Origin of the sequence: Streptomyces liliifuscus (genome assembly GCF_016598615.1) — a bacterium.
Taxonomy (GTDB): domain Bacteria; phylum Actinomycetota; class Actinomycetes; order Streptomycetales; family Streptomycetaceae; genus Streptomyces; species Streptomyces liliifuscus.
This window is the reverse complement of the sequence record NZ_CP066831.1, coordinates 4,624,319-4,646,876: the sequence shown is the minus strand read 5'-3', so window position 1 is coordinate 4,646,876 and position 22,558 is coordinate 4,624,319. Positions and strand designations below refer to the sequence as shown.

Annotated in this window: 17 protein-coding genes; 11 read left to right on the top strand and 6 right to left on the bottom strand. The window is 69.7% G+C overall.

The features are described from left to right. Positions 1–27: 27 nt before the first annotated feature. The 5 genes from JEQ17_RS19565 (at position 28) to JEQ17_RS19545 (ending at position 8,977) form a co-directional block, all read left to right on the top strand. Positions 28–2,037 (top strand): sensor histidine kinase, encoded by a 2,010-nt coding sequence (locus JEQ17_RS19565; RefSeq protein WP_200396438.1) that lies wholly within the window; start codon positions 28–30, stop codon positions 2,035–2,037. Positions 2,038–2,198: 161 nt separating this feature from the next. After that, the gene (locus tag JEQ17_RS19560) at positions 2,199–4,007 is read left to right on the top strand and encodes an ABC-F family ATP-binding cassette domain-containing protein (protein WP_200396437.1); all 1,809 of its coding nucleotides are present in this window, start codon (positions 2,199–2,201) and stop codon (positions 4,005–4,007) included. Positions 4,008–4,220: 213 nt separating this feature from the next. Beyond that, positions 4,221–6,038 (top strand): outer membrane protein assembly factor BamB family protein, encoded by a 1,818-nt coding sequence (locus tag JEQ17_RS19555; protein ID WP_200396436.1) that lies wholly within the window; start codon positions 4,221–4,223, stop codon positions 6,036–6,038. Positions 6,039–6,135: 97 nt separating this feature from the next. Continuing rightward, complete coding sequence (locus tag JEQ17_RS19550; protein WP_200396435.1) at positions 6,136–7,992, top strand: outer membrane protein assembly factor BamB family protein; 1,857 nt, start codon at positions 6,136–6,138, stop codon at positions 7,990–7,992. A 283-nt stretch (positions 7,993–8,275) separates the two neighbouring features. Beyond that, the gene (locus tag JEQ17_RS19545) at positions 8,276–8,977 is read left to right on the top strand and encodes a helix-turn-helix transcriptional regulator (RefSeq protein ID WP_200396434.1); all 702 of its coding nucleotides are present in this window, start codon (positions 8,276–8,278) and stop codon (positions 8,975–8,977) included. Between the two features lie 92 nt (positions 8,978–9,069). Here JEQ17_RS19545 and JEQ17_RS19540 read toward each other — a convergent pair whose 3' ends face one another. After that, positions 9,070–9,390, bottom strand: a complete 321-nt coding sequence (locus JEQ17_RS19540; RefSeq protein WP_200396433.1) for a hypothetical protein — start codon at positions 9,388–9,390, stop codon at positions 9,070–9,072. A 21-nt stretch (positions 9,391–9,411) separates the two neighbouring features. Continuing rightward, positions 9,412–11,115: a sodium:solute symporter family protein gene (locus JEQ17_RS19535; RefSeq protein ID WP_200396432.1), complete on the bottom strand. Its 1,704-nt coding sequence runs from the start codon at positions 11,113–11,115 to the stop codon at positions 9,412–9,414. Between the two features lie 122 nt (positions 11,116–11,237). On the opposite strand from JEQ17_RS19535, the gene galT reads away from it, so the two are divergent. From galT to galK, 3 genes are read left to right on the top strand one after another with little or no spacing between them, the layout of a single operon-like run. After that, positions 11,238–12,299 (top strand): galactose-1-phosphate uridylyltransferase, encoded by a 1,062-nt coding sequence (gene galT, locus JEQ17_RS19530; protein ID WP_200396431.1) that lies wholly within the window; start codon positions 11,238–11,240, stop codon positions 12,297–12,299. After that, on the top strand, positions 12,296–13,294 hold the full coding sequence (galE, locus tag JEQ17_RS19525; protein ID WP_200396430.1) for a UDP-glucose 4-epimerase GalE: 999 nt from the start codon (positions 12,296–12,298) through the stop codon (positions 13,292–13,294). The genes galT and galE overlap by 4 nt, the downstream gene beginning before the upstream one ends. After that, the gene (galK, locus tag JEQ17_RS19520) at positions 13,294–14,445 is read left to right on the top strand and encodes a galactokinase (protein ID WP_200396429.1); all 1,152 of its coding nucleotides are present in this window, start codon (positions 13,294–13,296) and stop codon (positions 14,443–14,445) included. The genes galE and galK overlap by 1 nt, the downstream gene beginning before the upstream one ends. Positions 14,446–14,621: 176 nt before the next feature. On the opposite strand, the gene JEQ17_RS19515 is transcribed toward galK, so the two are convergent. Next, positions 14,622–15,077 carry a GNAT family N-acetyltransferase gene (locus JEQ17_RS19515; RefSeq protein ID WP_200401592.1) on the bottom strand — a complete coding sequence of 152 codons (456 nt, stop codon included), beginning with the start codon at positions 15,075–15,077 and terminating at the stop codon, positions 14,622–14,624. Positions 15,078–15,329: 252 nt separating this feature from the next. Between JEQ17_RS19515 and JEQ17_RS19510 the strand changes: the two genes are divergently transcribed. Then, a complete protein-coding gene (locus tag JEQ17_RS19510; protein WP_055617965.1) occupies positions 15,330–16,097 on the top strand; it encodes a LuxR C-terminal-related transcriptional regulator in 768 nt (255 codons plus the stop codon). Here the strand turns inward: JEQ17_RS19510 and JEQ17_RS19505 are convergent. Continuing rightward, entirely contained in the window at positions 16,056–16,553 is a 498-nt protein-coding gene (locus tag JEQ17_RS19505; protein ID WP_055617964.1) for a MarR family winged helix-turn-helix transcriptional regulator, read from the bottom strand. The two genes, JEQ17_RS19510 and JEQ17_RS19505, sit on opposite strands and share 42 nt — an antisense overlap. Before the next feature lie 138 nt (positions 16,554–16,691). Here JEQ17_RS19505 and JEQ17_RS19500 point away from each other — a divergent pair, with 138 nt between their 5' ends. Beyond that, a complete protein-coding gene (locus tag JEQ17_RS19500; RefSeq protein WP_200396428.1) occupies positions 16,692–17,507 on the top strand; it encodes a trans-aconitate 2-methyltransferase in 816 nt (271 codons plus the stop codon). 332 nt (positions 17,508–17,839) lie between these two features. Here the strand turns inward: JEQ17_RS19500 and JEQ17_RS19495 are convergent, their stop codons facing one another. Together JEQ17_RS19495 and JEQ17_RS19490 are read right to left on the bottom strand one after the other, a co-directional pair. Beyond that, on the bottom strand, positions 17,840–18,511 hold the full coding sequence (locus JEQ17_RS19495; protein ID WP_200396427.1) for a TetR/AcrR family transcriptional regulator: 672 nt from the start codon (positions 18,509–18,511) through the stop codon (positions 17,840–17,842). Next, positions 18,508–19,521: an acyl-CoA desaturase gene (locus tag JEQ17_RS19490; protein ID WP_200396426.1), complete on the bottom strand. Its 1,014-nt coding sequence runs from the start codon at positions 19,519–19,521 to the stop codon at positions 18,508–18,510. The genes JEQ17_RS19495 and JEQ17_RS19490 overlap by 4 nt, the downstream gene beginning before the upstream one ends. Before the next feature lie 296 nt (positions 19,522–19,817). On the opposite strand from JEQ17_RS19490, the gene ppc reads away from it, so the two are divergent. After that, positions 19,818–22,550 (top strand): phosphoenolpyruvate carboxylase, encoded by a 2,733-nt coding sequence (gene ppc, locus JEQ17_RS19485; protein WP_200396425.1) that lies wholly within the window; start codon positions 19,818–19,820, stop codon positions 22,548–22,550. Positions 22,551–22,558 lie beyond the last annotated feature (8 nt).

The window sequence follows — 22,558 nt, the reverse complement described above, 5'->3', positions numbered from 1 at the left end:
GTTCCCCTCCCTGAACGAGGTGCCCCCATGCGTGTCCGACGCACGCCCGACCGGCTGCGACCCCGGTCGGTCAGAGCCAAGATCGTCTCCCTGCTCATGCTGCCCATCGTGTCGCTGATGGCCCTGTGGGGCTTCGCCGCGGTGACCACCGCCTCCAGCATCGGCGCCACCGAGCGGGCCAAGGAGGTCAACGCCGAACTCCTCGTCCCCGTCGACGGGTTCGTCACCGCCGTACAGGCCGAGCGGACCGCCGCCCTGCGGTACGCCGCCACCCCGGGCAAGGGCGACCCCGCCGAACTGCGCGCCGCCGGGCGGACCTCGGACGCCGCCGCCAAGAAGCTCCTCGACGGCGCCAACGCCAGCAGCGCCGACGCCGGACTGCTCGACTCCGCGCTGCCCGGTCGCATCGACCGCCTGGAGACCGACGCGGAGGGCCTCGCCGCGCTGCGCGCCGAGGCGTCCGGCGACAGCGCGAAGGTCACGGACATCCACACGGCGTACTCCACGACGATCGAGCACGCCTTCGCCGTCTCCGGCGCGCTCACCGGCGAGGGGCGAACGAGCGGCGCCTCCGAGGCCCGGGTCGTCCTCGAACTCGCCCGTGCCCGCGAGGCACTGGCCCAGGAACAGGCGATCCTCGCCGCCGGCCGGGCAGCCGGAACGCTCACCAAGGACCAGTACGCGCTGTTCGTCGGCGCCGTCGCCACCCAGCGCCAACTGCTCGCACCAGCCGTCGCCGATCTCCGGCCCGGACACCGGACCGCGTACAACACCGTTCTGCAGAGCGGGAGTTACGAGAACCTCCAGGCCATCGAGAACCGGGTGCGCAGCGCCGGGCCCGGCGCCTCGGCCGTGTCCGCGGGCTTCCTCACGCGGTGGGACGGCTCCGCGAGGACCGTCCTGGACGGGCTGGCCCGGGCCGAGAAGGGCGCCGGAACGGCCGCCGTCTCGCAGGTCGACGCCTTCGGCTGGGACACGCTCGGCGCCTCCGGCGTCGCCGTCGTCCTGGGCCTCGTCGGGGTGCTGCTCTCGCTGCTCGTCTCCGTGCTCGTCGGGCGCGGACTCATCGTCGAACTCCTCGACCTGCGCAACTCCGCCCTCGAAGTGGCCGGCCGCCGGCTGCCGCAGGCCATGCGGCGGCTGCACGCCGGGCAGGGCGTCGACATCGACGCCGAGGCACCCATGCGCCGACTCGCCGGCGGCGAACTCGCCCAGGTCGGCACCGCCCTCACCGCCGTCCAGCGGGCCGCCCTCAAGGCCGCCTCCGAACGCGCCGAACTCCTCAGCGGGATCTCCGGCGTGTACGTCAGCATCGCGCGCCGCAGCCAGGTCCTGCTGCACCGGCAGCTCGATCTGCTGGACGGGATGGAACAGCGGCAGCGCGATCAGACCGAGCTCCAGGACCTGTACCGGATCGACTACCTCGCCACCCGGATGCGGCGGCACTCCGAGAGCCTGCTCATCCTGTCCGGCATCGCGCCCGGGCGTGGCTGGCGCGATCCGATCCCGCTGTCGGAGGTGCTGCGCGCCGCCGTCGCGGAGATCGAGAACGCCTCCCGCGTACGGATCTGGGCCACGCCCCGTGTCTCCGTCGCGGGCGGGTCGGTCGCCGACGTCATCCATCTGCTCGCCGAGCTCGTCGAGAACGCCTCCGCCTTCTCACCGCCCAGCACGCAGGTGCAGCTGCGGGCCGCGCGGGTGCGGGGCGGGCTGCTCATCGAGGTCGAGGACAGCGGCTTCGGTATGAAGGAGGACGCGCTGGCCGAGGCCAACCGGAAGATCCGCTCCGAGAAGGTCGATCTGCTGGACGCCAAGCAGATCGGGCTGATCGTGGTGAACCGGCTGGCCGAGCGGCAGGGGGTGAGTGTGGAGCTGCGGTCCTCCGGGAGCGGGGGTGTCACGGCGGCCGTGCTCATTCCGGAGAACCTGGTTCGGGATGACATGCCCGTGCATGATCGGGCTCTGGCCGAGTCGGGGGTGGGGGGTCGTTCTCTGGCCCCGGCTTCGGCGCTGATACCGCCCCAGCGGAGGCAGTAGACGCTGCGCGCGGCCGGTTGGGTGTCGTCCGCGGGTGCGATGTGGCCTGTCGCGCAGTTCCCCGCGCCCCTTACGGGGCGCCGCCCACTGGACGGGCGGAAGGATCAACCGTTCGGGCGACTACCCTGGAAGGTCGATCGATCCCCCTTGTCAGGAGTGCGATGGCCGTCAATCTGGTCAATGTCGAGGCAGTCAGCAAGGTGTACGGAACCCGTGCGCTGCTCGACGGAGTCTCCCTCGGCGTGTCCGAGGGCGACCGGATCGGGGTGGTCGGCCGCAACGGTGACGGCAAGACCACGCTGATCCGGATGCTCGCCAAGCTGGAGGAGGCCGACACCGGCCGGGTCACGCACTCGGGCGGCCTGCACCTCGGTGTCCTCACCCAGCACGACTCCCTCGACCCCGAGGCCACCGTCCGCCACGAGGTCATCCGGGACATGGCCGACCACGAGTGGGCGGGCAACGCCAAGATCAGGGACGTACTCACCGGGCTGTTCGGCGGTCTCGACCTGCCGGGCTTCCCGCAGGGGCTGGACACCGTGATCGGACCGCTCTCCGGCGGTGAGCGGCGGCGGATCGCGCTGGCCAAGCTGCTCATCGAGGAGCAGGACCTGATCATCCTCGACGAGCCCACCAACCACCTGGACGTGGAGGGCATCGCCTGGCTCGCCCAGCATCTGAGCCGGCGCCGGTCCGCGCTCGTCTGCGTCACCCACGACCGGTGGTTCCTCGACCAGGTCTGCACCAGCATGTGGGACGTGCAGAAGGGCGATGTGTACGAGTACGAGGGCGGCTACACCGACTACGTCTTCGCCCGGGCCGAGCGGGAGCGCATCGCCGCCACCGAGGAGGCCAAGCGGCAGAACCTCGTCCGCAAGGAGCTGGCCTGGCTGCGGCGCGGGGCGCCCGCCCGTACGTCCAAGCCGCGCTTCCGTGTCGAGGCCGCCAACGAGCTGATCGCCGATGTGCCGCCGCCGCGGGACAGCAGCGAGCTGATGAAGTTCGCCTCGACCCGGCTCGGCAAGACCGTCTTCGACCTGAAGGACGTCACCGTCCAGGCCGGGCCCAAGGTGCTCCTCAAGCATCTGACCTGGCAGCTCGGACCGGGGGACCGGATCGGTCTCGTCGGTGTGAACGGCGCGGGCAAGACCTCCCTGCTGCGGGCCATGAGGGACGCCGCCCTCTCCGAGGGCGAGACACAGCCCGCCGCCGGGCGGGTCGCGGTCGGCAAAACCGTCAAGCTCGCCTACCTCTCCCAGGAGGTCGCCGAGCTCGACCCGACGCTGCGGGTGCTGCAGGCCGTCCAGGCCGTGCGCGACCGTGTCGACCTCGGCAAGGGCCGCGAGATGACCGCCGGCCAGCTCTGCGAGACGTTCGGCTTCAACAAGGAGAAGCAGTGGACGCCGGTCGGTGATCTGAGCGGTGGTGAGCGCCGGCGGCTCCAGCTGCTGCGGCTGCTGATGGACGAGCCGAACGTCCTCTTCCTCGACGAGCCGACGAACGATCTCGACATCGAGACCCTCACCCAGCTGGAGGACGTCCTCGACGGCTGGCCCGGCTCGATGATCGTGATCTCCCACGACCGGTTCTTCATCGAGCGCACGACGGACCGGGTGTTCGCGCTCCTCGGCGACGCGACCCTGCGGATGCTGCCGCGCGGGATCGACGAGTACCTGGAGCGGCGCCACAAGATGGAGGAGGCCGCCGCGGCCGCCGCCCCCGCGCCCGTCCAATCGGCCGAGAAGTCCGGTGTGTCCGCCGCGGACGCCCGCGCGGCGAAGAAGGAACTCCAGAAGATCGAGCGGCAGCTGGACAAGATCTCCGACAAGGAGAGCCGGCTGCACACCCAAATCGCCGACAATGCCACGGACTTCGAGAAGGTGGCGAAAATGGACGCCGACCTGCGCGAACTGGCCACCGAGCGCGAGGAGTTGGAAATGCGTTGGCTGGAGCTCGCAGACGACGCGTGAAGGCTGCGTGAAGGAGCATAACGAGGGCATCACGGGCCGGTCCTCCCTTGGGAACAGGGGAGGAACCGGCCCCTTGTTCGAGCGCGTCATGGTGATAGAAAGAGCCGTCCGAGAACACTCTTGGGCAGTCTGACAACCACTGTGAGTGCATCGCCTACTGCGGTGCGTACTGCAGGGCATGGCTAAAAATCAGTGAAGAGGGGGAACGCGCTGATGACTCAGCCGCCCAACCAGCCGCCGCAGGGCGGGTTCGGAGCGCCGCAGGACCAGCCGCCGCAGGGCCAGCCACCGCAGGGAGGCTTCGGCCCGCCGCAGGATCCGCACGCAGCCACGCCTCCGCCGCCCGCCCAGCCGCCGGGGACTCCGCCGCCGCCTCCGCAGGGCGCTCCGGGGACCCCGCCGCAGCCCGGTTACGGCTACCCGCAGCAGCCCGGCCCCTACGCCCAGCCGGGTCCGTACGGCCAGCAGCCGGGTCCGTACACCCAGCCCGGTCCGTACGGGAATCCGCAGCAGCCCGGTCCGTACGGGCAGCCCGGATACGGCTACCCGCAGCAGCCGCAGTTCCCGGGTGCGCCCGGGACGCCGCCGGGCGGGGGCTCGCGCAGCCCCTTCAAGGGGAAGCCCGCGATGATCATCGGGGCGGCGCTGGCCGCGGCGCTCGTCATCGGCGGCACCGTGTGGGCCGTCTCCGGCAGCGGTGACGACTCCAAGAAGAAGCCCGTCGCCGACAAGTCCCAGGACGGCAAGGCCTCCAACTCGGACGCCCCGGTCAACCCCGGTGACGGCAACGGCGACGGCAACGAGGGCACCGAGGACCTCAACGAGGGCCGCCAGGCGGGCGAGTCGAAGGTGCTCTGGTACAAGGAGGCGCCCGACGCCCCCGGTTCCGGCGCCGACGCCCCCGGCATGTGGGTCACCGACAAGGTCGCCGTGAAGGCCGCGTACAAGCAGGTCTTCGCCTACAACGTCGACGACGGCAAGGTCGCCTGGCCCGCGGTCTCCTTCCCGGAGAAGATCTGCGCGGTGTCCCCGCAGAAGACGTCCGCGGACAAGGTCTTCGTGGCGTACAAGGAAGGCACCAAGGACACCGCCGAGTGCAACCAGGTCGTGGAACTCGACCTGGCCACCGGCAAGAAGGGCTGGACGAAGGAGATCCCGGAGGGCGACCTCTTCGACAGCGCCCTCAGCCTCAGCCTGAACATCGTCGGCGACACGCTGATGGTCGGCCGCTCCATGTCCGGCGTCGCCTACGACGTGACCAGCGGCGACAAGCTCTACGACAAGAAGAAGTACGGCGCCTCCTGCTTCCCGTCGGCGTTCACCGGCGGCGCCAAGCTGCTCGCCGTCTCGTCCTGCGGGGCCGGCGGCGACAACGAGCACGACGAGGTGCAGGAACTCGACCCGGCCACCGGCAAGGCCCAGTGGACCAGGAAGTTCCCCAAGGGCTGGCGCGTCGAGCGGACGTACTCCGTCGACCCCGTCGTCATCTACCTCACCAACGCCGACAAGAAGCAGTGGAACGTCACCACGCTGAAGAACGACGGCACGGTCCGCTCGGAGGTCGACGTCGACGAGTCGTTCGCGCCCGAGTGCGGCTGGGCGATCCTCTCGCGCGACCTCCAGGGCTGCGGGGGTGTGGCGGCCGACGCGAACACCCTCTACCTGCCGACCGAGGCGAAGAGCGGCGCCAACGAGGTCGTCGCCGTCAGCCTGGAGACCGGCAAGGAGAAGTGGCGGGTCAAGTCCCCGGCGGACGAGGCGATGATGCCGATGAAGCTGGACGGCACGAACCTGATCGCGTACGTGCAGCCCTCGTACGACTCGGGCGGGCGGGTCGTCTCCATCCCGACCGGCGGCGGTTCGCACACGCCTCAGAAGCTTCTGCAGAACCCGCAGGGCACCGCGGACATCGAGGACGGCTTCTTCTCGAAGGCCGTCGACTACGTGGACGGGCGCTTCTACCTCTCCACCACTCGCCTGACGGGCAACGACGAGTCCAAGGAGAAGCTGATGCTGGCGTTCGGCAAGTGATCCGGCCGGCTCTCCTCCAGGCACCGCCCGCTCGTCCCGTCCGGCCCTTCCACGGCCACCAGACCTTCGTCCCCTTCGTATCCGAGGTACACACGTCATGAGTCAGCCGCCGCCCCCGCCGCCCAACCAGCCGCCCCAGGGAGGCGGTTTCGGCGCCCCGCAGGACCCGCCTCCGGGTGGCTTCGGTGCGCCCACTCCGCCGCCGGCCACTCCGCCCGCCGGGCCTCCGCAGCAGCCGCAGCCGCAGCCGGGCTACGGCTACCCGCAGGCACCGGGTCAGGCACCCCAGACCCCGCCCCCGGCCGGGCCCCCGTCGGCCCCGCCGCAGCAGCCGTACGGCTACCCGCAGGCGCCCGGCGCGCCCCAGGGCGGCCCGCAGACCCCGCCGGCCCAGCCGGGCTACGGCTACCCCGGTCAGCAGCCCGGTTACGGCTACCCGGGCCAGCAGCCCCAGTACGGCTACCAGCAGCCGGGCACCATGCCGATGCAGCCGCAGGCTCCGCAGGGCGGGCGGAAGGTCAACCCGCAGGTCGCGATCATCGTCTCGGCCGTCGTGGCGATCGCGCTGATCGTCGGCGGCGGTGTCTGGTACGCGAACTCGTCAGGCAAGAGCGACGAGAAGGACACCTCCGCGGGCCCCGGCGGCACCGAGGGCAAGGACGACAACAACGGCGGCGACGACGTCGGCGGAGGCGGCGGCACCGAGAAGGTGCCCTCCAGCACCAGCGCCAAGGTCCTCTTCCAGCTGCCCGCGGCGGAGGTGCCCAAGAAGGACGTCTGGAGCGTCGCCGGCTCCTGGCTGACGGACAAGGTGTACGCCAAGGCGGGCGTCAGCGAGGTCATCGGCTACGACCCGGACTCCGGCAAGGAGTCCTGGACGCTGCCGCTGACGGGTCTGACCTGCGCCGGTTCCCCCGAGGTCACCAAGGACGGCGTCGCCGTGGTGGTCGCCGAGGACGCCAAGCGCACCAAGGCGAACCCGTACCCGGAGTGCACCGAGGTCACCGCGTTCGACCTGAACACCGGCAAGGCGCTCTGGACGAAGTCCGTGGCCCCCAACGGCGGTGAGAAGGCCGCGTTCAAGGAAGTCAGCATCACCGGCACCACGGTCGCGGCCGGCTCCGGCCTCAACGGCGGCGCCGCCTTCGACATCAGCAACGGCAAGATCCTCTGGCAGCCGAAGGTCGGCACCTGCGAGGACGTCGGCTACGCGGGCGGCGAGCAGCTCGTCGCGGTCCGCAAGTGCGGCGACTACGGCAACGAGAAGTACGAGGTCCAGCTGCTCGACCCCAAGGCGGGCACCGTCAAGTGGAGCTACAAGCTCCCCGCGGGCATCGACAACGCCAAGGTCATCTCCACCAAGCCGGTCGTCTTCGGCGTGGACTCCGGCGAGATCACCGCGTCCGGCGCCACGGACGTCTTCTCGCTGGACGACAGCGGCAAGCTGCGCACCAAGATCACACTGGAGGACGGCAAGTACGAGCACGACTGCGGTGTGAACAAGATCCACAACTGCCGGTCCATCGCGGTCGGCAACGACAGGCTGTACGTGCCGACCAAGCAGCACGAGGGCGCCGAGCAGTACTCCCGGGTCAACGAGATCGTGTCCTTCTCGCTGGCCACGGGCAAGCCCACGAGCGACCGGGCCGACGCCGGCGACGGCTACGAGATCCTGCCGATCCGGATGGACGGCGGCAACGTCCTGGCGTTCAAGAGCGGCCCGTACGACAAGGGTTCCCAGGTCGTCTCCCTCGACGGCAAGACCTTCAAGGAGACCAAGCTCCTGGAGACCCCGGCCGAGGCCCAGGTCCGCAGCGCGATCAGCAGCATCGTCCCGAGCAGCTCGGAGATGCGGTACACGAGCGGCCGGCTCTTCATGGCCCAGGAGCTGATCAGCGCGCCGTACTCCGCGGACGACAAGGAGTACGCGGCGATCGGCTTCGGCGCCAAGTAGGCGTCCCACGGCCGCCCGGGGTCTTCGAGAGGCCCCGGGCAGGTCGTACGCCGATCAAGCGTTCGCCTGTCGATCACGACTCCGTCCCTGCTCAGGGGCGGGGTCGTTCTCGTACGGCCCATCGCTCGCGAATGCGAGGAATTTCGGAAATCCGGGGCACTTCTCTCCAGTAGGGGAAGCGCAACGTCGAACAAGCGTGTAGCTTCCGGGGGATGGAGAGCCGGGGGGCTCCTATCCATGGGGTACCAGTGGGGATCCTGGGGGGACTGGGGGGTTGGGCTCGATGGGAGTGCGGCTCATGGTGGTCGACGACCACCGACTGCTCGCCGAGGCGTTGGCCTCGGCCTTGAAGCTGCGCGGGCACCGCGTGCTGGCCGCGGCCGCGCCTGCCGCGGGAGCGGCGGAGCTGGTGATCACAAGGGCGCCCGAGGTGTGCCTGATCGGCACGGCGACGCCCGCCGAACCGGGCATATTCGACCCGGTGGTGAGGATCAAACGGGAGCGGCCGCAGGTCGCGGTGCTGGTCCTCGGACCGGTGCCGAACCCGCGCGGAATCGCCGCGGCGTTCGCCGCCGGGGCGTCCGGCTACGTACGGCACGACGAGCGCATAGAGGGTGTCGAGCGGGCCATCATGAAGGCCCGGGCAGGGGAGGCGGCCGTGGCGCCGCAGCTGCTGCAGGGCGCCTTCAGCGAACTGCTCAACCCGGCCGCGCAGCCCGACGACGAGGGCCAGCGGCTTCTCCAGATGCTGACGCCGCGAGAGGTCGAGGTGCTGGTGAGGGTGGCCGACGGCGAGGACACCCGGCTCATCGCGGCCGGCATGGGCATAGCGCCGAGCACCGCGCGGACCCATGTGCAGCGCGTACTGATGAAGCTGGGCGTCGGCTCACGGCTGGAGGCGGCGGCGCTCGCCGCCCGTACAGGGCTGCTGGACCGTGCGGGGCCGATCCCGCACCCGGCGTCGGACGCGGGGTCCGAGGTCTAGTCCCGGTCCAGGCCGCGTCCTGGCGCAGGTGTGGGGGCCGGAGTCGCTCTGTGCGGCTCCGGCCCCGTACCCGAACTCGCCGTGCCCGGCGGTTACTCGGCGGGTCGCTCGGTGGTGTCCTGGTCCGGTGTGGGCGGAGCCACCGGGCGCAGCCACAGCCAGGCCAGGAAGAACAGGCCGAGGGCCAGCATGCCCAGGCCCGTCCATAGGTTGATGTTGACGTCCTGGGCCTTGGCGATGTCGGCGTCGGACTCGGTGATGCCGGCGATCGTGACGATGATCCCGTAGACGACGAACAGACCGCCGATGATGCGGCGGATGTCGAACAGGCGGGCCGCCGTGGCGGACTTGCCCTGCAGTTCGGTGACTTCGCGCTGGAGGTCGCGGTCGGAATAGCCAGAGTGCTCGGGCATGGGTGATCAGGCCTCCGGTCGTCAGAAGGAGAAGGGGATGTAGCAGGCGGCGGCCAGGATGATCGCGCCCCAGCCGAGCAGGGCCGGCTTGCGGTACCAGGCGTCGTCGCCCTTGGCCGGCGGCTCCTCCATGCCGGGCGAGGTCGTCCCGTACACCAGCCCCTGGAGTTCCTCCGCGGGCTTCGGCGCGGTGAAGAGGGAGACGGCGAACATGACCACCGCGCCGGCCACGAACCCGGCGATCGCGGAGACGAAGTTGGCGCCCTGGTCGGAGGGGATGCCGATGATGTCCTGCTTGTAGAGGACGAAGTAGTTGATCATCGCGGCCGTGGTGCCCGCCAGCAGGCCCCAGAAGCCGGACTTCATGGACGCGCGCTTCCAGAACATGCCGATGATGAAGACGACGAACATCGGCACGTTGAAGAAGGAGAACAGCGTCTGGAGGTAACTCATGATGTTCGAGAAGGAGGAGGCGAGGAACGCCGTCCCGATGGACGCCAGCACGCCGACGGCCGTGATGAGACGGCCGAAGCGCACGTAGTACGTGTCCTCCTCGTCGCGCTTCACGTACTTCTGCCAGATGTCCGTGGTGAAGACGGTGTTGAAGGACGAGATGTTGGCCGCCATGCCCGCCATGAAGGCCGCCAGCAGACCGGTCACCGCGATGCCGAGGACGCCGTTGGGCAGCAGGTCCTCCATCAGGTACGGGATCGCGTCGTTGTACTGGAGGTCGGACCCGGAGGTCCCGATCTTCGGTACGAGCACGGCCGCGACAAGACCCGGGATCATCACCAGGAAGACGATGAAGATCTTCGGGAACGCGGCGATGAGCGGGGTGCGCTGGGCCGCGGAGAGGTTCTTCGCGGACAGGGCGCGCTGCACCTCGGCGAAGTTGGTCGTCCAGTAGCCGAAGGACAGCACGAAGCCGAGGCCCAGGACGATGGTGAGCCAGTTGGCGCCGAGCGGGTTGTCGCTGCCGATGCCGGTGCCGCCCCACGCGGTGGTGAAGTCGGCGCCGTGGGACGCGGTCAGGGAGTCGGTCAGGCCGTCCCAGCCGCCGACCTTCTTCAGCCCGAGCACCGAGAGCGGGATCAGCGCGGCGAGGATCACGAAGAACTGCAGCACCTCGTTGTAGATCGCGGACGACAGACCGCCGAGGGTGATGTAGCCGAGCACGAAGAAGCCCGCGACCACGATCGACACCCACTGCGGCCAGCCGAGCAGCGCCTCGACGACGATCGCGAGCGCGTAGAGGTTCACCCCGGCGATGAGGATCGCGGCGAACGCGAACAGGATCGAGCTGAGCAGATGCGCGCCCTTGTCGAAGCGCAGCAGCAGGAACTCGGGGACGGACCTGACCTTCGAGCCGTAGTAGAAGGGCATCATCACCAGGCCCAGGAAGACCATGGCGGGGATGGCGCCGATCCAGTACCAGTGCACGGTGTAGACGCCGTACTGGGCGCTGTTGGCGGCCATGCCGAGGATCTCGGTCGCGCCCAGGTTGGCGGCGATGAACGCCAGACCGGTCACCCAGGCGGGCAGCGAACGCCCGGACAGGAAGAAGTCGAGGCTGGTCTTCACCGAGCGGCGGGCCGCGAATCCGATGCCGAGCACGACGACGAAGTAGATCGCCAGGATCGTGTAGTCGAGCCAGTTGGTGGGGAGCCGCAGCTCCGCCGCCAGGTGCACGGGCGATGTGGGGGCTGGATATGTGGGGGTATGCATTCAGCACTCACTTCACTTTGGTGTTCTTTGTTTGGTTGTGGTGATGACGGACGTGGGGATTTGTGGTTTGATGTGTTTGGTTCTGTTGAATGCTTTGATCGGGTACGGATGGGGAGTCCGGCGTGAAGAAGACCTCGACCCGGCTGGCCGACGGTCGTGAGCTCATCTACTACGACTCGCGCGACGACACGGTGCGCGACGCGGTGGACCGGCGCCCGCTCGACCGGACGGTCACCACATCGGAGGTACGTCGCGATCCGCTGCTCGGTGACGAGGTGGCCATCGCCTCCCACCGGCAGGGCCGCACCTACCACCCGCCGGCCGACGAATGCCCGCTGTGCCCCTCCGAGGGCGACCGGCTGAGCGAGATCCCGGACTCCTCGTACGACGTGGCGGTCTTCGAGAACCGCTTTCCGTCGCTGGCCGGGGACTCCGGTCGCTGCGAGGTGGTCTGCTTCACCTCGGACCACGACGCGTCCTTCGCGGATCTGACCGAGGAGCAGGCGGGTCTGGTCCTGGAGGCGTGGACCGACCGCACGGCAGAGCTGTCCCATCTCCCCTCCGTGGAGCAGGTGTTCTGTTTCGAGAACCGCGGAGCCGAGATCGGCGTGACGCTCGGACATCCGCACGGGCAGATCTACGCGTACCCCTTCACGACGCCTCGAACGGCCCTGATGCTGCGGTCACTTGCGGCACACAAGGAGGGGACGGGCGGGGAGAACCTCTTCGACGCCGTGCTGGCGTGGGAACTGGCCGGCGAGCGGATCGTGCTGGAGACCGAGCACTGGGTGGCCTTCGTGCCGTACGCCGCGCACTGGCCGTACGAGGTGCACCTCTACCCGCGCCGCCGAGTGCCGGACCTGCTGGGGCTCGACGAGGCGGCACGCACAGAGTTCCCCAAGGTCTATCTGGAACTGTTGAGGCGCTTCGACCGGATCTTCGGTGAGGGTGAACCGCGCACGCCGTACATCTCGGCCTGGCACCAGGCGCCGTTCGGCACGCTGGAGGAGTTCGACGGTGTGGTGCGGGACGACTTCGCGCTCCACCTCGAGCTTTTCACCATCCGCCGCACTTCCGGCAAGCTGAAGTTCCTCGCGGGTTCCGAGTCCGGCATGAGTGTGTTCATCAACGACGTGCCGCCGGAGGCCGCGGCCCAGCGACTGCGAGAGGTAGCGAGTTCATGAGTGGGAAGTACCTGGTCACCGGCGGTGCGGGCTATGTGGGCAGTGTGGTCGCCCGGCATCTGCTGGAGGCGGGCCACGAGGTGACCGTCCTCGACAACCTCTCCACCGGCTTCCGCGAGGGCGTCCCTGCGGGCGCCGAATTGATCGAGGGCGACATCCGCGACGCCGCCAAGTGGCTGGACCCCTCCTTCGACGCCGTGCTGCACTTCGCCGCGTTCTCGCAGGTCGGCGAGTCCGTCGTGAAGCCCGAGAAGTACTGGGACAACAACGTCGGCGGCACGATGGCCCTGCTGGCGGCCATGCGCTCGGCGGGCGTCCGCAAACTGGTCTTCTCCTCCACGGCGGCGACGTACGGCGAGCCGGAGACCAGCCCGATCGTCGAGTCCGCCCCGACGTCCCCGACCAACCCGTACGGCGCCTCCAAGCTCGCCGTCGACCACATGATCACCGGCGAGGCGGCCGCCCACGGACTGGCGGCGGTGTCGCTGCGCTACTTCAACGTGGCGGGCGCGTACGGCGCGAGCGGCGAGCGGCACGACCCCGAGTCGCACCTCATCCCGCTGGTGCTCCAGGTCGCCCAGGGCCGCCGCGAGGCCATCTCCGTCTTCGGCGACGACTACCCGACCCCGGACGGCACCTGCATCCGCGACTACATCCACGTCGCGGACCTGGCGGAGGCCCACCTGCTGGCCGTCGCCGCCGCGCAGCCGGGCGAGCACCTGATCTGCAACCTCGGCAACGGCAACGGCTTCTCGGTCCGCGAGGTCATCGAGACCGTCCGCCGCGTGACCGGACACCCGATCCCCGAGGTCGCGGCCCCGCGCCGCGCCGGTGACCCGGCCGTCCTCGTCGCCTCCGCGGCCACGGCCCGCGAGCGGCTCGGCTGGAACCCGTCCCGTGCGGATCTCGCGGGGATCGTCGCGGACGCGTGGGAGTTCGCGCAGAACATCGCGCAGTCGCAGTCGTCGGCGCAGCAGAAGTCGAAGGAGAGCTAGTGGGGGCACAGCAGGTACGAGAAGGCTTCGAGGCGCTCTTCGGGGCTGCCCCCGACGGTGTCTGGGCGGCACCCGGCCGGGTCAACCTGATCGGTGAGTACACCGACTTCAACGAGGGCTTCGTGATGCCCCTCGCGCTGCCGCACACGGCGGTGGCCGCGGTCTCGCGCCGCGACGACGGCGTACTGCGCATCCACTCGGCCGACATCGAGGGCCCGGTCGTCGAACTGCACGTCGACGAGCTGGCGCCGCTGACGAACACCAGCTGGGCCGCCTACCCGGCCGGGGTCGTCTGGGTCCTGCGCGAGGCCGGCCACGCCGTCACCGGCGCGGACATCCACCTCGCCTCCACGGTCCCGACGGGCGCGGGCCTCTCCTCCTCGGCCGCGCTGGAGGTCGTCACGGCCCTGGCGCTCAACGACCTGTTCGGCCTTGGCCTTACGCGTCCGGAGCTGGCCCGGGTCTCCCAGCGCGCCGAGAACGACTTCGTGGGCGTGCCCTGCGGAATCATGGACCAGACGGCGTCCGCCTGCTCCACGGAGGGCCACGCCCTTCACCTCGACTGCCGTGACCTGTCCATCCGCCAGGTCCCCTTCGACCTGCCGGCGCACGGGCTGCGGCTCCTCGTGGTCGACACCCGTGTGAAGCACGCGCTGGGCGACGGGGAGTACGCGGAGCGGCGGGAGGGCTGCGAGGAGGGGGCTCGGCAGCTCGGTGTCCCGTTCCTGCGGGACGTCCGGTTCGAGGACCTGGAGGCGTCCCTCGCCCGTCTGTCCGACGAGCGGGTGCGGCGCTATGTACGGCACGTGGTGTCGGACGACCACCGGGTCGACGAGGTCATCGCGTTGCTCGACGCCGGGGACGTCCGTGCGATCGGGCCCGTCCTGACGGACGGGCACGCCTCGTTGCGGGACGATCTGCGGATCTCCTGTCCGGAGCTGGACCTCGTGGTCTCGGCGGCGAACGAGGCGGGGGCGCTTGGCGCTCGTATGACGGGGGGTGGGTTCGGCGGTTCGGCGATCGTGTTGGTGGAGTCGTCGGACGCGGACACGGTCACCAAGGCGGTCGAGGAGGCCTTCGCCGCCGCGGGCTTCACCGCGCCGCGAGTGTTTCCGGCGGTGCCTTCGGAGGGCGCACGCCGGGTGGGCTGACCTGGGGATTTCCGCCCCCGAACCCCCGCTGCGCAGTTCCCCGCGCCCCTAAAGGGGCGCGGGGAACTGCGCGATCAGCCACGGCCGGGCCGCACCCGAAACCACACCCCACGGGGTCTGGGGCGGAGCCCCAGAAGGATGGGACGGGTAGGGGCGGCGGGGGCGAGGAGCTGTTTTCAGGGGAGACGCTTGGTCAGGGTGTACTCCGTGATCCCCGGGGGATAGTCCGGGATCACGCACACCACTTCGTAGCCGTGCTTCTTGTAGAACTCGGGCGCCTGGAAGTCCCACGTCTCCAGCCGCACGCTGACACACCCATGGGACGAGTGGGCCAGATGCTCCGCCCGGGACAGGAGCTGCGAACCGAGACCGGCCCCCCGGTGACGCTCGTCGACCCAGAGATACCGCACATGGAGCCACGTGGCCCAGACGTGCCCGATCAGCCCTCCCGCGACCTCACCACCCTGATCCAACGCCCACACCTGGAGCGGAACCTCCCGTTCACCAGGGGTTCCGCGCAGAGAACGCAGCAGGGGAGACGCAATCATGTTCGCGTCCCGTAGCCGTGAACGCAGGAATTGACTACGCTCTTTGTCGACTTCTGTCTCAATACGAAACATACGGCTCACCATAAACGCGCTGGCCAATCAGTTCTGCAAATCACCTTCCGCTCCTGCTGCCCGGCCGTACTCTGATGAGCAGCACCGGTGGGGGCCGGTGCTGATCAGGGGGCGAGACAGTCGGGTACGACGCCCGGAGTGGGGGTAGCAGTTCCAGCACGGCGGCGGCCGTGCGGCTGCGGCACCCCGTTTTCCGAGCGTAGAAGTTCGGGATCTCCGGGCGCCGTACCTGCGTCGGCCGTCCCCCGAGCAGTGGGGGTTTCAGTGGTTCGCATCCGTGTCCTGGTCGTCGACGACCACCGTATCTTCGCCGAGTCGCTCGCCGCCGCCCTGGCCGCCGAGCCCGACGTCGATGTCTCCGCGGCCGGCAGCGGCCCCGCCGCGCTGCGCTGCCTGGAGCGCGCGGCCGCCGAAGGCCGCAGATTCGACGTGCTCCTCGTCGACGCCGACCTGGGCGGCAATGTGCCGGGCGCCCGCCCGGCCGTGCCTGTCCACGACAACAACGAAGAGGGCCTGGTCGACGGCATCTCGCTGGTCGCGGGCGTCCGTTCGGGCCAGCCCACCGTCCGTACGGTCGTGCTCGCCGAGAAGGACGACCCGCGGCGCGCGGCGCTCGCCCTGCAGGCCGGTGCCTCGGGCTGGGTCGCCAAGGACTGCTCGCTGTCCCGGCTGCTCACCGTCATCCGGGGCGTACTGCGGGACGAGACGCATCTGCCGCCGGCGCTGCTCACCGGCGTGCTGCGCGAGCTGACCGCCGCGCGGAAACACCGTACGGAGAGCGAGCGGTTGGTGGAGTCGTTGACTCCGCGGGAGCGGGAAGTGCTGCGGTGCATGGTCGCGGGGCTGGGGCGCAAGGCGGTCGCCGAGCGGCTGTTCCTCTCGCCGCACACCGTCCGTACGCATATGCAGAACGTGCTGGGGAAGCTCGGCGTGCACTCGACCCTCGCCGCCGTGGCGCTCGCCCGGCGGGCTGGGGTCGGGCCCGTCGACCTAGCCGGGGATGTTGTCGAACGGGGCGGTCAGCTGGCGTAGCAGCCCGGCGAGTTCGCCGCGCTGGGCCCTGCTGAGTTCCGCCAGGATGGCGCGCTCCTGGTCGAGGAGTCCGGCCAGTGCCTGGTCCGCGCGGTCGCGGCCGTCCTCGGTGAGGCGTACGAGTACACCGCGGCGGTCGCTGGGGTCGGGGAGGCGCTCCACCAGGCCCTTCTTCGCCAGCCGGTCGATGCGGTTCGTCATCGTGCCCGAGGTGACGAGCGTCTGGGTGAGCAACTGGCCGGGGGAGAGTTGGTACGGGGTGCCTGCGCGCCTCAGTGCCGTCAGGACGTCGAACTCCCAGGGCTCCAGGGCGTGCTCGGCGAACGCGATCCGGCGTGCGCGGTCCAGGTGCCTGGCGAGTCTGCTCACGCGGCTGAGTACCTCGAGCGGTTCCACGTCGAGGTCAGGGCGCTCCCGGCGCCACGCAGCGACCAGCCGATCGACCTCGTCCTCCATGGCGATCAGTGTAGTGGTTGTGTCGACATGAAGTCTCTTGATGTGAAGTCTCTTGACGTCGAGAGAGTTGGGGTGTGAGGCTGGAGTTCCTTCGGGACGTCGGGTGCGGCGTCGATCGTGACTTCGAGGAGGCCCTCCATGTCCGCCACCACTGCTCCCACCTGGGATCCGGGCCAGTATCTGCGGCACGCGGAGCATCGTGCCCGGCCGTTCGCCGAGCTTCTCGCCCGGGTGCCGGCGCTGCCCGGTGAACCGGCGCGTGTCGCGGATCTGGGCTGCGGGCCGGGGAATGTCACCGTCCAGCTCGCCGAGCGGTGGCCGGGGGCGTGGATCACGGGGTACGACAACTCCGCGGAGATGCTGGGCCGGACGGTTGAGTATGCGGGGGCCACGGTGGGGGGTGGGCGGCTGGACTTCGCCCATGCGGATCTCACGGACTGGGTGCCCGCGGAGACTTACGACTTGATCGTTTCGAACGCGGCGCTGCAGTGGGTGCCGGGGCATCTGGACGCGCTGTCCGGCTGGGTCGACGCGGTGGCTTCCGGTGGGACCTTCGCGTTTCAGGTTCCGAACAATATCGATGCGCCGCTGCATTCGCTGATGCGTGAACTTGCCGCGTCCGCGCGGTGGAAGGGTCGTCTCGACGGGGTTCTGCGGCGCGCGGACTCCGTCCATCCGCCCCTCTTGTACTTGGACCGTCTGGCCCGTCTGGGGTGCGCTGTGGATGTCTGGGAGACGACCTACATGCAGCTCCTGCAGGGTGAGGATCCGGTGCTCGACTGGTCCAAGGGCACGGGGTTGCGGCCCGCTCTCACTGCCCTGGCGGACGACCCTGAGGCGCGGGACGCCTTTGTCGAGGAGTACAGGGACCTGCTCCGCAGGGCCTACCCGACTGCTCCGTACGGGACGGTGCTTCCGTTCCGGCGGCTGTTCGTGGTCGCTCGGAAGGGGTAGCTCGGGGGCGGTTCGTTCGGCTCGTGCGCCTGCGGGCCGTGGGTTGGGCGGGGCCGTGCCGGTGTGTCCAGCCCGCCGCGGCGGGGCGTACTGCCCCGCGTAGTGGGGTGAGCGCGGTTACGGGAGCCGTATGCGGCGGGCTGCGACACACCGGCACGGCCCCGCCCGGTTGTACGGCGGCTGCGGCCCCGTGGATCATCCGCGGATGACCTGTCGTCTTAGTGCCATCAGGGGCTCGGGGGCCGTTGTGGCTGCCTGGCCATCGGCTTTTCAGGGGCGCGGGGAACTGCGCGATCAGCCCTCGCTCGGCCGCACTCGAATCTGAATCCCGGCTATGACTTTCGGCGCCCTATCAGGCGGGGCTTGGCCTCCAGGCCGTCCAGGCCGTGCCAGGCGAGGTTTACGAGGTGGGCTGCTACCTCGGCCTTTTTGGGGCGGCGGACGTCCAGCCACCACTGGCCGGTCAGGGCGACCATGCCTACCAGGGCCTGGGCGTACAGCGGGGCGAGTTTCGGGTCGAAGCCGCGGCGTTTGAACTCGCGGCCCAGGATGTCCTCCACCTGGGTCGCGATGTCCGAGATCAGGGACGCGAAGGAGCCTGTGGACTGGGGGATGGGGGAGTCGCGGACCAGGATGCGGAAGCCGTCCGTGTACTCCTCGATGTAGTCAAGGAGGGCGAACGCTGCTTGTTCGCAGAGCTCGCGTGGGTGGCCTGCGGTGAGTGAGCTTGTCACGCCGTCCAGCAGGCGGCGCATTTCTCGGTCCACTACTACGGCGTAGAGACCTTCTTTGCCTCCGAAGTGCTCGTAGACCACCGGTTTGGAGACGCCGGCCTTTGCCGCGATCTCCTCCACCGATGTCGCCTCGAAGCCCTTGGCGGCGAAGAGGGTGCGGCCGATCTCCAGCAACTGGGCCCGCCGCTCCGCACCGGTCATCCGGGTGCGGCGGGCGCGCCGCGGCTTTTCATTGCTGGGTGTGCTGGAGTCGGCCACGCCGTCAATCATGCCGCGTCGACGGTCTCCGCCTTGCGTCGGGAGCCCTTCCCGTCCGGGTTGCGACGGGAATCGATACGCGAGCGTGACGGCCAGCGCACGTCGTACGCCCAGCCGAGCAGTTCGAACCAGCGGATGAGACGGGCCGAGGAATCCACCTGGCCGCGCTCCACACCGTGCCGGGCGGAGGTGGGATCGGCGTGGTGGAGGTTGTGCCACGACTCGCCGCAGGAGAGGACCGCCAGCCACCACACGTTGCCCGAGCGGTCACGCGACTTGAAGGGGCGCTTGCCCACCGCGTGGCAGATCGAGTTGATCGACCAGGTGACGTGGTGCAGCAGTGCCACCCGGACGAGCGAGCCCCAGAAGAAGCCCGTGAACGCGCCCCACCAGGACATCGTCACCAGGCCGCCGATCAGTGCCGGGAGCGCCAGGGAGAGCCCGGCCCAGAGGAGGAACTGGCGCGAGATCGTACGGAGTGCGTTGTCCTTGATCAGGTCCGGCGCGTACTTGTCCTGCGGTGTCTGCTCCTCGTCGAACATCCAGGCGATGTGGGCCCACCACAGGCCCTTCATCAGCGCCGGCACCGTCTCTCCGAAGCGCCACGGCGAGTGGGGGTCGCCCTCGGCGTCGGAGAACTTGTGGTGCTTGCGGTGGTCGGCCACCCAGCGGACCAGCGGCCCCTCGACGGCCATCGAGCCCGCGATCGCGAGGGCGATGCGCAGAGGGCGTTTTGCTTTGAAGGCGCCATGGGTGAAGTAGCGGTGGAAGCCGATCGTGATGCCGTGGCAGCCGAGGTAGTAGAAGAAGACCAGCAGACCGAGGTCCAGCCAGCTCACGCCCCAGCCCCAGGCCAGCGGTACTGCCGCCAGGACCGCGAGAAACGGGACGATGATGAAGAGGAGAAGGGTGATCTGCTCGATCGAGCGCTTCTTCTCGCCGCCCAGCGTGGCGGAGGGGAGTGCGGTGTCGTCGTTGTTCGCCTCGGGGGCGTCATCGATCACATCGGAACTCGTGGTCATGGGAGCGTCCCCTGTGGGGTCGAGGGTTGTGAGAGTGGCCGGTAATCGCGCCTGCCGAGTTGCCGGAAACCGCGCTTACGGTTCCGTAACCTACGGCGTCGTAAGTATGGCAGTGCCTCGCCCGGCGGCAAGAGCCCGAGAGACTGCGCGTCCGTATGGACACCTATCCTTAAGGTCGGTCGGACAGCGCGGTCCGCTCTGTTTCATTCCCGGATGCCCCGTCGCCGATGCGCGCCCGCCGCCAAGGTGACGGGTTCCCCTCCAGACGAGCTTCAACACTGCAAGGAGCCGCACCTGTGAGCAGTGCCGACGACCAGACCACGACAACCGGCAGTGAGCTGCGCGCCGACATCCGCCGCCTGGGCGATCTGCTGGGCGAGACCCTCGTACGTCAGGAGGGGCCCGAGCTTCTGGAACTGGTCGAGAAGGTCCGCCGCCTCACCCGCGAGGACGGTGAAGCCGCCGCCGAGCTGCTGCGCGGCACGGAACTGGAGACCGCGGCCAAGCTGGTCCGCGCCTTCTCGACCTACTTCCACCTGGCCAACGTCACCGAGCAGGTGCACCGGGGCCGCGAGCTGCGTGCCAGGCGGGCCGCCGAGGGCGGACTGCTCGCCCGCACGGCGGACCGGCTCAAGGACGCCGACCCCGAGCACCTGCGCGCGACCGTGCAGCACCTGAACGTTCGCCCGGTCTTCACGGCGCACCCCACCGAGGCGGCCAGGCGCTCGGTCCTCAACAAGCTGCGCCGGATCGCCGCCCTGCTGGAGACGCCCGTCATCGAGGCTGACCGGCGCCGCTACGACACCCGTCTGGCCGAGAACATCGACCTCGTCTGGCAGACGGACGAGCTGCGCGTGGTGCGTCCCGAGCCCGCCGACGAGGCCCGCAACGCCATCTACTACCTGGACGAACTGCACGCCGGCGCCGTGGGGGACGTCCTTGAGGACCTGACGGCGGAGCTGGAGCGCGTCGGGGTCACCCTGCCCGTCGAGACCCGCCCCCTCACCTTCGGCACCTGGATCGGCGGCGACCGCGACGGCAACCCGAACGTGACCCCGCAGGTCACCTGGGACGTCCTGATCCTCCAGCACGAGCACGGCATCAACGACGCGCTGGAGCTGATCGACGAGCTCCGCGGCTTCCTGTCGAACTCCATCCGCTACACGGGCGCCACCGAGGAGCTCCTGGACTCCCTGCGGTCCGATCTGGAGCTGCTTCCCGAGATCAGCCCCCGCTACAAGCGCCTCAACGCCGAGGAGCCCTACCGGCTCAAGGCCACCTGCATCCGGCAGAAGCTGGAGAACACCAAGCAGCGCCTCGCCAAGGGCACCCCGCACGAGGACGGCCGCGACTACCTCGGCACCGCCGAGCTGCTCCAGGACCTGACCCTCGTCCAGACCTCGCTGCGCGAGCACCGGGGCGCGCTGTTCGCCGACGGCCGCATGAACCGTACGATCCGTACGCTCGCCGCCTTCGGCCTCCAGCTCGCCACCATGGACGTACGGGAACACGCGGACGCCCACCACCAGGCGCTCGGGCAGCTCTTCGACCGGCTCGGCGAGGAGTCGTGGCGGTACGAGGACATGCCGCGCGAGTACCGGCACAAGCTGCTCGCCAAGGAGCTGCGGTCCCGGCGGCCGCTCGGGCCCACCCCGGCACCGCTGGACGCGGCCGGGGAGAAGACCCTCGGTGTCTTCGAGACCGTGAAGCGGGCCCTCGGGGTGTTCGGACCCGAGGTGATCGAGTCGTACATCATCTCGATGTGCCAGGGCGCGGACGACGTGTTCGCCGCGGCGGTGCTGGCCCGCGAGGCCGGGCTCATCGATCTGCACGCCGGCTGGGCGAAGATCGGCATCGTGCCGCTGCTGGAGACGACGGACGAGCTCAAGGCCGCGGACACGATTCTGGAGGACATGCTGTCCGATCCGTCCTACCGGCGGCTCGTGGCGCTGCGCGGTGACGTCCAGGAGGTCATGCTCGGGTACTCCGACTCGTCGAAGTTCGGCGGCATCACGACCTCGCAGTGGGAGATCCACCGGGCGCAGCGGCGGCTGCGCGACGTCGCCCACCGGTACGGCGTGCGGCTGCGGCTCTTCCACGGCCGCGGAGGCACGGTGGGGCGTGGCGGCGGTCCCTCGCACGACGCGATCCTCGCCCAGCCCTGGGGCACGCTGGAGGGCGAGATCAAGGTGACCGAGCAGGGCGAGGTCATCTCCGACAAGTACCTCGTGCCGTCGCTGGCACGCGAGAACCTGGAACTGACGGTCGCGGCCACCCTCCAGGCCTCCGCCCTGCACACCTCGCCCCGCCAGTCCGACGAGGCGCTCGCCCGCTGGGACGCGGCCATGGACGTGGTCAGCGACGCCGCCCACGCGGCCTACCGCAGGCTGGTCGAGGACCCGGACCTTCCGACGTACTTCCTCGCCTCCACGCCGGTGGACCAGCTCGCCGACCTGCACCTGGGCTCGCGGCCCTCCCGCCGCCCCGGCTCGGGCGTCTCGCTCGACGGTCTGCGCGCCATCCCGTGGGTGTTCGGCTGGACGCAGTCGCGGCAGATCGTGCCGGGCTGGTTCGGTGTCGGATCCGGTCTGAAGGCGCTGCGCGAGGCCGGTCTCGACAGCGTGCTGGAGGAGATGCACGAGCAGTGGCACTTCTTCCGCAACTTCCTCTCCAACGTCGAGATGACGCTGGCGAAGACGGACCTGCGGATCGCCGGGCACTACGTCGACACACTCGTTCCGGACGAGCTGAAGCACGTCTTCGAGACCATCCGGGCCGAGCACGAGCTGACCGTGCGCGAGGTGCTGCGCATCACCGGTGAGCCGGGGCTTCTCGATGCCCACCCGGTGCTGAAGCAGACCTTCACCGTCCGGGATGCCTATCTTGACCCGATCTCGTACCTTCAGGTCGCTCTGCTGAAGCGGCAGCGTGATGCGGCGGCCGCCGGCGAGGAGGCCGACCCGCTGCTGTCGCGGGCCCTGCTCCTCACGGTCAACGGGGTGGCGGCCGGGCTGCGCAACACCGGCTGAAGTCGTGC